The organism is Kribbella sp. NPDC055110 (assembly GCF_053607525.1).
In genome coordinates this window covers 305,076-316,826 of the sequence record NZ_JBSGTS010000003.1, presented here as the reverse complement: position 1 = coordinate 316,826, position 11,751 = coordinate 305,076, and the positions used below count along the sequence as shown (strand labels likewise).

Genomic DNA, 11,751 nt, shown 5'->3' with positions numbered 1-11,751 from the left:
CGGCTACAGTGCTGAAGATGATCAACGGAGCGCATGTGATCATCTACAGCACCGACGCCGACGCGGACCGCGCCTTCTTCCGGGACGTGCTGGAGTACCGGTCCGTGGACGCCGGCCACGGGTGGCTGATCTTCAAGCTGCCACCCGCCGAGGTCGCGATGCACCCGGCCGAGACCGCTTCACACGAACTGCTGCTGATGTGCGACAACCTCGAGCAGACGATGGCAGACCTGTCGGCGCGCGGTGTCGAGTTCGTGCGACCGGTCGAGCGGCAGCGGTGGGGTGTGCTGACCGCGTTCCGGTTGCCGGGCGGCGGCGAGGTCGGGCTGTACGAGCCGCTGCACGAGCGGGCGCATGATCTCTGAGTTCCGGATCGCGGTGCCCGACGCGGAGCTCGAGGACCTGCGGGTCCGGCTGGGGCGGGTTCGTTGGCCTCGGCAACTACCTGGGGACGGGTGGGAGCGTGGGGTGCCGGTCCGGTACTTGCGGCGGGTGGTCGAGCGATGGGCGGCGTACGACTGGCGGGTTTGGGAGGCGCGGCTCAACGAGTATCCGCAGTACACGACCGAGATCGACGGGCAGACGATTCACTTCCTGCACGTGCGATCGGCGGAGCCTGATGCGTTGCCGCTGGTGCTGACGCACGGGTGGCCGGGGTCGGTGGCCGAGTTCCTGGAGGTGCTCGGGCCGCTCACCGATCCGGCGGCGTACGGCGGCGATCCGCGCGACGCGTTCCACGTCGTCGCACCGTCCGTTCCGGGGCACGGGTTCTCGGTGCCGTTGACGTCCGGGTGGGACCACGCGCGGATCGCTCGCGCGTGGGCGGAGCTGATGCGGCGGCTCGGGTACGAGCGGTACGGGGCGCAAGGCGGCGATACCGGATCGGTCGTCTCGCCTCTGGTGGGACAGGTGGATCCGGCGCATGTGGTCGGCGTGCATATCAATGGAGGACTGGCGTATCCGGCGCTCGAACCAGGAGATCGCGAACGGTTGAACGAGGTCGAACGTGAGCGGCTCGCGGCGGCCGAGCGGTTGCGCGCGGTCGGCACCGGGTACGCCGACTTGCAGGGGACTCGGCCGCAGACGATCTCGTTCGCGCTGAGCGACTCACCTGTTGGGCAGTTGGCGTGGATCCTCGAGAAGTTCTGGGAATGGACCGACCCGGAACACGACCTACCCGAGGACGCCGTCGACCTCGATCACCTGCTGACGGACGTCTCGATCTACTGGTTCACCAACACCAGCGCAACCTCCGCCAACCTGTACTACGAATCTCGGCAGCCCGTCGACGACGTGACGCCGGGTGTGCCGACGGGCGTAGCCGTCTTCCCCACCGATCCAGCGATCCGCCGCGTACTAGAACGCCAACACCACATCATCCACTGGTCAGAGTTCCCCCACGGCGGCCACTTCGCCGCCCTAGAAACCCCCGCCCTACTCACCAACGACATCCAAACCTTCTTCCGCCCCCTCCGCTAGCCCACCAGCCGACGCGACGCGCCACCGCCCAGAGCGGTTGGGGAGGATTACCCACCCATCCCGGGATGCCCATCCCGGGAAACAACCCGCCCCGGCCCCCCGCCCCCGCCCCGGCCCGGGCCCCGCACCCTGCGTCGGCCCGGCCCCCGGCCCCCGGCTCCGGGCGCGAGCCACGGAGTAGTCACGCGGACGGATATCCCCGCGCGCCTGGGTTCTCCGTTGGTGTTAGAGGGGAGAACCCACAACACCAGGGGATATCCGGCTCTCCTGTCTGATGCGTGGGTGGTCGACAGGTCCCGGGGCGGTGCCGGGCTTGGTGTGATGTGCACGCTCGACAGGAGGTGTCGGGTGGTGGGGTAGTGCACCTGAGCGTGAACGTGCCCGTGCGTACACCGTCTCGCCGGTGCACTACCTGTCGAGCGTGCACACCACCCCGCGGCAAGCGGCCGTCCCGCCACCAACCCGATCCCCGCCGGCCACCCGGTGCTGCAAGCCTCATGCCGGCCCGATGCCAGCCCGATGGCGGCCCGTCGGCGGGTCTCCACTGCCGGGTTGTGTCGCCGCTGGCCTGCTGCTTCCCGCCATCGCCCACATAACCCGCCAGCCGGCACCACACCACCCACCCACCCGTCCGACAGAAGACTGGATATCCCCTGGTGTTGTGGGTTATCCGGTCTAATACCAACGGAGAAGCCACAACGCCGACGGATATCCCCTCGTCTGCGAGACGCTCGCCGCGCTCGCTCGCTCGGCCGGCGGTCGGACGGACCGGGCGGTGCGGTGCATGCGGTGGTGCGGGCGAGCGGTGGGGGTGCGGTTGGTGCGGGCGAGCGGTGGGGGTGCGGCGGTGCGGTGCGTGCGGTGCGGTGGGTGCGGTGCGGGCCAGCGGTGGTGCGGTGCGTGGGGTGCGGGCCAGCGGTGGTGTGGTGCGTGCGGTGGGGGTGCGGCGGTGCGGTGCGTGCGGTGCGGGCCAGCGGTGGTGTGGTGCGGTGCGGGCGAGCCGTGGTGCGGTCGGGCGAGCGGTGGTGCGGTGGGGACAGGCGGTGGTGGGGGGAGGCAGGGAATGTCGGGTCCCAGGTCTCGACGGCCTGTCGTGAGTCTCCGGATGGCGCTACCGACGCCCCACGCATCTGACCGGAGCGCTGGATACCCGTTCGCGTGTGGTTCCGGGGCTGGTTGGTCGGAGGGGCTGGGGCGCGGTGTATGCCGACCTGCGTCGTGGCGAGTTGTGGTGTTTGGTTGGCGGAGCGTTAGATGGCTGGTACTGCGTTGTTGAGGGGTTGGTGTTTGTGGGGGGTGTCGTGCGTGGGCTGGTTGTTTGGGGGGTTTGGTAGGCGGGCTGGGGTTGTGAAGGTTAGTAGGGCGCCGTCGCGCTCTACTGTTGCGTCGGGCCAGCGGCGGCGGACCATTCGGATGGTGCGTTCGTTGGCGGCGCTTACTACGAACAGGAAGTGGGTTGCGCCGGAGGCGATCGCGTCGGCGGCGGCGATGGAGAGCATGCGGATGCCGAGGCCGCGGCGCTGGTCGTCCTCGGCGATCACGGCGGCGAGTTCGGCGGTCGATTCGCCGGGGGCCCAGGCCCACATCGCGTGGCCGACGATCGTGTGGTCGCGGGTGGCGACGAAGGCGGTGCCGGTGGGGCACAGCATCCGGAGCAGTAGGGCTTGGCGTGGCGGCGTACCGATCGCGGTCTGGAACCGGAAGTAGCGGCTGAGGTCGGTCAGCCCGGACAGCATCCTCGCCAGTTCGTCCGTGTCGGGTTCGCCGGCGCGGCGGACGAGTGGCGGTCTCGTCTGAGTCTGGTTCACGGATTCAGCCTTGCTCCACTTGGCTGAGTCTGTCAAGCGGACTTATCATGGTTCACATGGGTACGGCAGTGAGCGAACAGGTGCCGGAGGCGATGAGCTGGTCCACGGAGAACTGCACGATCTCCCGGACGATGGACATCCTCGGCGACAAGTGGACTTTTCATGTCCTGCGCGAGGTTTTCGTCGGCGTGCGCCGGTTCGAGGACATCCGGGCGCGGGCCGGCGTACCGCGCCAGGTTCTCACCGAGCGGCTCGCCGCTCTGATCGAGCGCGGTCTGATTCGCCGGCATCCGTATCGGTTGCCCGGTCAGCGTGAGCGTTCGGAGTACCGGTTGACGCAGGCGGGGCTCGATTTGTATCCGGTGCTGGTCGCAATGATCCAGTGGGCCGATCAGTACCTGCCGCTGGACTCCGGGCCGCCGATCGAGCCGCGCCACCGCGGTGATTGCGGGGAGCGCGTCACGGTGGTCATGCGGTGCGAGGCCGGCCACGAACCAACCCCTCGTGAAGTTGCCCTCCTCCCCGGTCCGGGCGCGCAACCTCGTTAGAGGTCGAGGTCGGCGATGGCCTGGCGGAGGATGGATTCGGTTTCGCGGGGCTGGGCCGCGGTGATCGAGACGGCGTCCATGGTGACGACGTACGTGTCGAGTTCCTCGCGCTTGTCGAGGTAGACGGCGCTGGTCAGATGCTCGATGTAGACGATGTCGGGAAGGTCGGCGTCGTTGAACCGGAGCAGCGTGAACGCGCCGCCGGTCGCCGTGTACCCGCCCTTCTCGAACGGGATGATCTGCAGCGTCACGTTGTGCCGGCGCGCCGACTCGATCAGGAACTCCAGCTGCGCCTTGAGGATCTCGCGGCTGCCGATCGGACGTCGCAGTACTGCCTCGTCGATCACCGCCCACAACCGCGCGGGTCGTTGCCGCGTCAACACTTCCTGTCGGCTCATCCGCAACGAGACAAGGCGTTCCTGCTCGGCCCGCGACAACGGCTGGTCCTGCCGGCCGAGTTGTACGACGGACCGGGCGTAGTCCCGCGTCTGCAGCAGACCCGGCACGAACTGCAGCTCGAACGTACGGATCAGATCGGCCGCCATCTCCAGGCCGAGGTAGGAATGGAACCACTGCGGCGTCAGGTCGTCGTACCTTTGCCACCAGCCGGGGTCGTTCGCGTTGCGTGCCATGCTGAGCAGGCGCTCGCGCTCGTCCGGATCGTCCAACTTGTACAGCGTCAGCAGGTCTTCGACATCGCGCAGCTTGAACCCGACACGGCCGAGCTCGAGCCGGCTGATCTTCGACTCGGACCCGCGGACCTCCCAGGCGGCGTTGGTCCGGGTGAGCCCGGCGGCCTCACGGAGCCGGCGCAGGTGTACACCAAGCATGATGCGCAGGGCGGTCGGGCCGCCGTACGCGCCCGGCTCGGTCACCCTGTCGCCTCCCAGCAGATGCTGTCCCGGTACCAACAGCTGATCATTTCACAACAGATCGTCACCTCGTCCACCCCGACGCGCCTCTACGCGGTGTTCACAGCACCCTACGGTCAGTAGAGTCGGAACAACAGAACTCCCGATCACTCTCTGCGAGGTTCCACTCATGGTCGATGCCACCAAGGCACCCAGTTCGATCCCGGTCGGCGTGGATACCAGCCGGGCCAGCATCGCCCGGGTGTACGACGCCTTCTTGGGCGGCAAGGACAACTTCGAGGTCGACCGCGAGGTACTGCGTGGGGTCCAGGCCGCCGCGCCGCAGGCCCAGGACCTGGCCTGGTCGAACCGGAACTTCCTGATCCGCTCGTGCCGGTTCCTGGCCGGCCAGGCGGGCATCACGCAGTACCTCGACTGCGGGTCCGGCCTGCCGACCGCCGAGAACACGCACCAGGTCGTGCAGCGGATCCAGCCCGAGGCCAAGGTGCTCTACATCGACAACGACCCGGTGGTGCTCGCGCACGGCCGCGCGCTGCTGGAGGAGAACGAGAACACCCTGTTCGTCAGCGCCGACATCTTCGACCCGGACGAGGTGCTGAGCAATCCCGAGGTGCGTGCGTTCCTCGACTTCAGCCAGCCGATCGCCGTGATGCAGGCCGGCACGCTGCACCACTACATCGGCACCGAAGGTGCGCAGATCATGCAGAAGTACGTCGACGCGGTGGTGCCCGGGTCGTACACGGTGATCTCGCATTTCTTCGACCCGGAGACTCCGGAGCACACCGAGGTCGCCCAGAAGATGGAGGAGAAGTTCATCCACAGCCCGATGGGCAGCGGCAGGTTCCGCACCCGCGCGGAACTGATGGAGTTCTTCCCCGGCCAGGAGTTGGTCGCCCCGGGCCTGGTGCTCTGCGACGACTGGTGGCCGGACGGCCCGCGGCTCAAGCCGCTGAACCAGGTCGAGGAGTGCATCGTCGGCGCGGTCGGCCGCAAGATCTAGCAAGCCACCGTACGGCGCGACGCCCGGGACCCACTGTGTGCGGTCCCGGGCGTCGTCCGTTGTCAGACCGTCCAGCGCTGCGCCACCGAGTTGTTGCAGGTGGCAACTGTCACGGCGTTGCCCAGGGCAACTGGTGCGGTGAGGCAGCGGCCGCCGGTCCGGATCGTTCCGTCACCGGGCAGTGTCCACTGCTGGTTCGTGCCGCCGTGGCAGCTGTAGAGGATCACGGTGCCCGCTTGGGTTGCGCTCGCGTCGAGGCAGCTGAACAGGGCGTGGAACGTGGAGTTCTCCGCGTGCACCCAGTTCTGGTTGTTGCCGCCGGTGCAGGTGTACAGCAGGATCGTCGTACCGTCCGAGCCGGAGACGTCCAGGCAGCCGCCGCTGCCGCGGATGTCGCCTGAGTTCGAGTTGCCGATGCCGTTCTCCTGGACGGCGGTCGATCCGTTCAGCGTGACCTGGCTGTCCGCGGCGCAGCCGCTGCTCTCCGACGTCCCGGTGAAGTGCGCGGTGAGGCTGCCGCTGGTCGGTGCGCTCATCGTCAGCTTCGAGTACGGCTCGTCGTCGCAGGTGGCGTTGTCGTTGTTCCAGTCGAAGTACTCGGTCCAGCTGACCATTCCCGACGTACTGATCGTGTTCCCGGACCCGGTTTGCAGGCTGCCGAGTTTGAACGATGTACCGGCGGTGAGGTCGCGGACCGTCACGCCGTACCAGCCGCTGCCCTCGCTCGCGACGTCGAACGCGTAGGTGTGGCCGGCGGTCGGGGCCTGGTCGAGGCGGCAGCTGCCGCCGGTGCCGTCCTCCTGGAACTTGATGCAGTAGGTGCCGGCGTCTCCGGCCTTCCAGGCGGTGGAGTTCCAGAGTGAGTACAGGAACATGCCACCGCCGTCGCGGTGCGTCTGCATGCCGGTGTACCCACCGACGTCGCCGCCGGTGAAGCCGAACTGGTTGGCCCAGTAGACGTTCGCGCGGCCGGGGGAGGCGTTGATCGTCATCTTGAACTCGGCCTGGGTGAGTGACGCGGTGTCGAACGTGTAGTTGACGTAGGTGCCGGGCGTGACGCCGACAGCCGACGCGCTGCCGGGGACGAGCGCGGCGACGAAGCCGAGAAGAGCGCAGAGCAGTATGGACTTGAGTCTCATCGGGGGTGCTACCTCCAAGCGAAGTGGGGCGGGACTTCGATCAGAGAGCTCTCTGCACCGATGATGCGCAGAGCTGCGCGTAGATGTCCAGAGGTGAGCGGTTAACGTTACACATGCTCGGAAACGAGCGTGGCCATCGTGCCTTCTTCGAGCGCCTGGAAGAGGTGCGGGAGGTCGCCGGGGTAGGCCACGTAGTCGCCCGGCAGCAGTTCGATCGGCTCGTCGGTCGGGCCGACGAGGGCGCGGCCGGAGCCGAGGATGACGTGTTCGACGACGCCGGGCATGTGCGGCTCGGACTTCCGGCCGGGGCCGGGAGAGACGACGATGCGGTAGATGTCGCGGCGCGCGTTCGGCGGGCTGGAGGCGACCAGCGTGGCGCTGTAGTCGGCCTGGTCGGAGTAGATCGCGGGACCTTCGCCGGCGCGGATGATCTGGATCTTCGGGCGCGGCGGGTCGAGGAGCGCGGCGAACGGGGTGTCGAGCGCGACGGCGAGTGCCCACAGGGTTTCGACGCTCGGATTTCCGGTACCGGACTCGAGTTGGGACAGCGTGGACTTGGCGACCCCGGCGCGTTTCGCGACCTCGGTCAGGGACAGGCCGGTCCGGGCCCGGTGCCGGCGCAGGGACGACGCAATCACGTCGAGGGGTGCGCGGGATTCCATCGTGTTCGCTCCATGTTCGATATGGCGGTCTGGTTGTTCGGATTGACGAACAGGCGGTGTGCGTTCATTATAGTGCCCATGCGTTCGATATGGCGAACACTCGATCGGGGACTCGCCCGCGACATCGGCCTGGTCTGCCTGGCCGACGGTGTCGTCGGGCTGTCGTACGGCGCGATCAGCGTCGGCGGCGGGCTGCCGTTGTGGGTGCCGGTCCTGCTGTCGATCGTGGTCTTCGCGGGCGCGTCGCAGTTCCTGTTCGTCGGGATCGTCGCGGCCGGCGGGAGCCCGATCGCGGCGATGATCGCGGGGCTGCTGATCAACACGCGGCATATCGCGTTCGGGCTGGCGGTCAGCGACGTGATCGGCAGCGGCTGGCGGCGCTGGCCGGGCAGTCACCTGATGACCGACGAGAACGTCGCGTTCGCGATGGGGCAGGACGAGCTGAAGCAGCGGCGGGCGGCGTACTGGGCCGGAGGGATCGGCATCTTCGTCTGCTGGAACATCGGGGTCGTGGTTGGTGGACTGGCCGGCTCGGTGATCACCGACACCGACGTCTTCGGGTTGGACGCGGCGTTCCCCGCGGTGCTGCTGGCGCTGGTGCTGCCCGCTCTTCGCGATCGATCGACGCGTACGGCGGCGCTCGCCGGTGTCGTGATCGCCTTGATCGCAACGCCTTTCCTGCCGGCCGGTCTACCGGTGCTGCTCGCGCTGGTCGGCCTGCTGTTCTATCGCACCGAGAAGCCCGCGTTGGAGGTCGCGCACAATGATTGACACTCCACTGGTGCTGGTCGGGATCGGTGTGCTTGCCGTGGGCACCTTTTCGATGCGGTTCGCGGGACCTGCGCTGCGGAGCCGGTTCGAGGTGCCGGAGCGCGCGCAGCAGCTGCTCGCGGTGGCCGCGATCGTCCTGTTGACGGCGCTGGTCGCCACGTCCGCCTTGACGGACGGCCACGGTCCCGCGGGGATCGCCCGTCCGGCCGGCGTACTGGTAGGAGGCATCCTCGCCTGGCGCAAGGCACCCTTCGTACTGGTCGTGGTGGCAGCCGCCGCAACCGCAGCCGGCCTGCGCCTACTCGGCGTACCGTAACCCGCCGGCGGGCGCTGTGGTTGCTCGCTGGTGTAGGCGCGGGACGATGGCGAGTTTGGTGGGTGGGTGGGCGTCGTGGGTGTGGCGGCCTCGGCTGCACAGGCGGTCGATGATCATCTCGACGGCGCGTCTGCCGAGAGCGACGCGATCCGGCGCGATGGCACTCAGGCCGCCGGCGGGGTTGCTCGGGAGCCCGTCGTCGTACGAGAGGATCGACACCTGCCCGGGTACGTCGATGTCGCGGTCCTCGAGGAACTCGCGGGCAGCGACCGCGTCCTCGTCGGTGTGCACGAAAAGCGCGGACGGCTCCCGATTGTGGAAGATCTGCTCGAGCGCGCTCGTCAGCACCCTTCTCTGGTCCGAGGATCGTTGCAGGCGGGTGATCCCGAGCGTCACGTCGCGGGCCGGAGCGATCGTCGCGCCGTACGCCGATGCTGTCCGGAGTAATGCCGGCGCGGTGGGGGTGTCGCGGATGAGGCAGTGGATCGTCCGGTGTCCGAGGGCCGCGAGGTGATCGAGGCCGAGTACTGATCCGGCCTCGTGGTCGGTGAACACATGGTCCACGGGCGAGCGGGCTGCGGCAACGGACGTCGCCGGGTCGAGGTCGCGAACCCATGCGAGCTCCCACGGCCGTTCGATCAGCACAACCGGTACGTCGGTACGGCACAGCTGACCCCAGGTGGCGGCCGGCAGGTGTGGGGTGACGAGCAGTCCATCGAGATCCAGGCTGCTGATCCGCGCGTAGCGTGCCGCCGCGAGATCGTCCGTGTAGTCGTAGTCGGCTTCCACCAGCGTGCTGCCACTGGCGGCCGCTGCCTGCTCTGCGCCCGCGAGGACGGCGTCGAAGCAATAGCCCCGAGTCGGCACGAGGATGCCCAGTCGCAAGTGCGCCGACGCAGCGGTACGACGCCCGACGCCGACCGCGCCGCCGTGGACGCGGGCGAGCCGTCCTTGGGTGGACAGTTCCTCGATGTCCCGCTGGATTGTCCGGACGCTCGCTCCCAGGGCGGTCGCTGCCTCGAGGGCGGACACCGAGCCCGTGCGCTCGATCCACTTCACCAGAAACTCTCTGCGCTGTGACCCAAGAAGTCGTGGCCCGAGAGGCTGCCTCATGCTCCCAGGACGATACGTGAGGACGTGTCGTCTTTTGTCCGAATCGGCGCGCCGCGGTCAGGAGCCGTGATCACCTGTCGACGGAGGTGTTCAGCATGAGACTGAAGATCGCGCTGGCGTTCGTGGTGCTGCTCGTCGCCTCGGCGCTCACCAGTACCAACGCGTCCGCGGCGGGGTCCACGTACTACGTCGACTGCTCGGCGACGACCGCCGGCAACGGTACCCAAACTTCGCCGTGGAACTCGCTCGCAACGGTCAACGCGCACGCGTTCGCGGCCGGAGACAAGGTGCTCTTCGCCCGCGGTGTCACCTGCGCTGGTCAGCTGAAACCGTCGGGATCCGGAACAGTCGCCGCGCCGATCACTGTCGACGCCTATGGCTCTGGCAGCGCGCGCCCCGTCATCGCCGGCGGCGGAACCGTGTACGCCGCGATCCACCTGTACAACGTCCAATACTGGGAGATCCGCAGCCTCGAGGTCACCAACCAAGGCGCCACGGTCGCCGAGCGGAACGGCATCCTCGTCGAGCTCGCCGACTTCGGCACCGGCACGCACTACGTCGTCGGCAACGTGTACGTGCACGACGTCAACGGCGGCGACACCAAGAACAGCAACGGCATCCAGTTCCGGGTGAGTGGGACGACGACGCCCACGCACTTCGACGGCGTCACCGTCGAGAACTCCGAGATCTACCACGTCGATCGCGAAGGTCTCACCACCTCGTCCAGCTGGGGCTGCCGCGCGATCTACGCGTGTACGTCGGGCCCGGCGTGGACCGCGAACACGAACATCGTTTTCCGGAACAACGTCATCCACGACATCGGGGGAGACGGAATCGTTCTGCGCATCGGCGCGGATGCGGTCGTCGAGCACAACACGGCGTACGACATCTGGATGCGCTCGGCAGGTAACAACGCGGGCATCTGGACCATCAACAGCGACCGGACCGTGATCCAGTACAACGAGGTCTACCGGGTGCGCCGCCCGTGCTGCAACGACGGTATGGCGTTCGACTCCGACGGCGGGAACCGGGGCGTCATCTTCCAGTACAACTTCAGCCACGACAACGAGGGCGGATTCGTCCTGTTCTGCGGCTGTTCGAGCGGCTGGAGCACCTCCGGCACCATCGTGCGCTACAACCTATCGATCAACGACAAGTCCCGCATCCTGTACGCCGCCGGCGAGAGCGCGGCGCAGATCTACGGGAACACGTTCTACCTTCCCAGCGGATCGTCGACGAAGGTCATCGAGGACAACGGGTCCAGCTCCACCAAGGCGACGTGGACGAACAACGTCATCTACAACCTCGGCAGCGGCGGCTACGACCAGGTCGCGAACTACGTGTTCCGCGGAAACCTCTACTACGGCAACCATCCGTCGTCGGAGCCGGCCGATCCCTACAAGTCGATCGCGAACCCGCTGCTCGTCGCGCCGGGCAGTTCGACACCCGACGGGTACAAGCTGGGCGCCGGATCGCCGGCTCTGCGGACCGGGCTGAACCTGGTGGGCTCGAGCCCCAAGGACTACTTCGGCGCTGCGGTCCCGGCCGCGTGCAGGCCGGACATCGGATTCCATCAGCGCTCCACCTTCGACGACGCGGCCTGCGCCGGACCGAACCTGGTCCAGAACGGCGGCTTCGAATCCGGTACGACGGCCAGCTGGAGCGTGACGTCCGGGCGCGCGTTCATCGCCACGGACACCGTCCACAGTGGAGCGGACAGCCTGAAACTCGGGCCGTCCCAGGCGAGCGCCGAGCAGGTCGTCGCGGTGCAGCCCAACACGACGTACGTTCTGTCCGGCTGGGGCCGGGTCTCCGCGTACGACACGGAGATCGTGATCGGCGCGAAGGCCTTCAACGGTACGTCGGAGGTCCGCGCGCCGGCCTTCGTCAACACGACGTGGCGCGGCGGCAGCGCCACCTTCACCACCGGCCCGAGTACGACGACAGCGACGATCTACTGCTTCACCCGGGCCGGCACCGGGTTCGGGTACTGCGACGACCTGACCGTCACGCGCCAGTCCTCATAGAGAACCCGCACCAGAT

At 67.9% G+C, this 11,751-nt stretch carries 12 protein-coding genes; 7 read left to right on the top strand and 5 right to left on the bottom strand.

The features are described from left to right. Positions 1–17 precede the first annotated feature (17 nt). Together ACWF0M_RS07460 and ACWF0M_RS07455 are read left to right on the top strand one after the other, a co-directional pair. On the top strand, positions 18–365 hold the full coding sequence (locus ACWF0M_RS07460; RefSeq protein ID WP_452234778.1) for a VOC family protein: 348 nt from the start codon (positions 18–20) through the stop codon (positions 363–365). Beyond that, on the top strand, positions 355–1,479 hold the full coding sequence (locus ACWF0M_RS07455; RefSeq protein WP_452234777.1) for an epoxide hydrolase family protein: 1,125 nt from the start codon (positions 355–357) through the stop codon (positions 1,477–1,479). The genes ACWF0M_RS07460 and ACWF0M_RS07455 overlap by 11 nt, the downstream gene beginning before the upstream one ends. Positions 1,480–2,729: 1,250 nt before the next feature. Here ACWF0M_RS07455 and ACWF0M_RS07450 read toward each other — a convergent pair. Further along, positions 2,730–3,287 carry a GNAT family N-acetyltransferase gene (locus tag ACWF0M_RS07450; RefSeq protein ID WP_452234776.1) on the bottom strand — a complete coding sequence of 186 codons (558 nt, stop codon included), beginning with the start codon at positions 3,285–3,287 and terminating at the stop codon, positions 2,730–2,732. Positions 3,288–3,343: 56 nt separating this feature from the next. Here ACWF0M_RS07450 and ACWF0M_RS07445 point away from each other — a divergent pair, with 56 nt between their 5' ends. Continuing rightward, positions 3,344–3,835: a winged helix-turn-helix transcriptional regulator gene (locus tag ACWF0M_RS07445; protein ID WP_452234775.1), complete on the top strand. Its 492-nt coding sequence runs from the start codon at positions 3,344–3,346 to the stop codon at positions 3,833–3,835. Here the strand turns inward: ACWF0M_RS07445 and ACWF0M_RS07440 are convergent. Further along, on the bottom strand, positions 3,832–4,710 hold the full coding sequence (locus ACWF0M_RS07440; protein ID WP_452234774.1) for a helix-turn-helix domain-containing protein: 879 nt from the start codon (positions 4,708–4,710) through the stop codon (positions 3,832–3,834). The genes ACWF0M_RS07445 and ACWF0M_RS07440 overlap by 4 nt on opposite strands. A gap of 166 nt (positions 4,711–4,876) precedes the next feature. Here ACWF0M_RS07440 and ACWF0M_RS07435 point away from each other — a divergent pair, with 166 nt between their 5' ends. Then, positions 4,877–5,707 (top strand): SAM-dependent methyltransferase, encoded by an 831-nt coding sequence (locus tag ACWF0M_RS07435; RefSeq protein WP_452234773.1) that lies wholly within the window; start codon positions 4,877–4,879, stop codon positions 5,705–5,707. A gap of 62 nt (positions 5,708–5,769) precedes the next feature. Here ACWF0M_RS07435 and ACWF0M_RS07430 read toward each other — a convergent pair whose 3' ends face one another. Together ACWF0M_RS07430 and ACWF0M_RS07425 are read right to left on the bottom strand one after the other, a co-directional pair. Then, the gene (locus ACWF0M_RS07430; RefSeq protein ID WP_452234772.1) at positions 5,770–6,846 is read right to left on the bottom strand and encodes a ricin-type beta-trefoil lectin domain protein; all 1,077 of its coding nucleotides are present in this window, start codon (positions 6,844–6,846) and stop codon (positions 5,770–5,772) included. A 107-nt stretch (positions 6,847–6,953) separates the two neighbouring features. Then, entirely contained in the window at positions 6,954–7,508 is a 555-nt protein-coding gene (locus ACWF0M_RS07425; RefSeq protein WP_452234771.1) for a helix-turn-helix domain-containing protein, read from the bottom strand. A 78-nt stretch (positions 7,509–7,586) separates the two neighbouring features. Between ACWF0M_RS07425 and ACWF0M_RS07420 the strand changes: the two genes are divergently transcribed. Continuing rightward, the gene (locus ACWF0M_RS07420) at positions 7,587–8,279 is read left to right on the top strand and encodes an AzlC family ABC transporter permease (protein ID WP_452234770.1); all 693 of its coding nucleotides are present in this window, start codon (positions 7,587–7,589) and stop codon (positions 8,277–8,279) included. Next, positions 8,272–8,595: an AzlD domain-containing protein gene (locus tag ACWF0M_RS07415; RefSeq protein ID WP_452234769.1), complete on the top strand. Its 324-nt coding sequence runs from the start codon at positions 8,272–8,274 to the stop codon at positions 8,593–8,595. The genes ACWF0M_RS07420 and ACWF0M_RS07415 overlap by 8 nt, the downstream gene beginning before the upstream one ends. Here ACWF0M_RS07415 and ACWF0M_RS07410 read toward each other — a convergent pair. Then, positions 8,578–9,708: a substrate-binding domain-containing protein gene (locus ACWF0M_RS07410; protein ID WP_452234768.1), complete on the bottom strand. Its 1,131-nt coding sequence runs from the start codon at positions 9,706–9,708 to the stop codon at positions 8,578–8,580. The two genes, ACWF0M_RS07415 and ACWF0M_RS07410, sit on opposite strands and share 18 nt — an antisense overlap. A gap of 95 nt (positions 9,709–9,803) precedes the next feature. Between ACWF0M_RS07410 and ACWF0M_RS07405 the strand changes: the two genes are divergently transcribed. Further along, a complete protein-coding gene (locus ACWF0M_RS07405) occupies positions 9,804–11,735 on the top strand; it encodes a right-handed parallel beta-helix repeat-containing protein (RefSeq protein ID WP_452234767.1) in 1,932 nt (643 codons plus the stop codon). Positions 11,736–11,751: the final 16 nt, after the last annotated feature.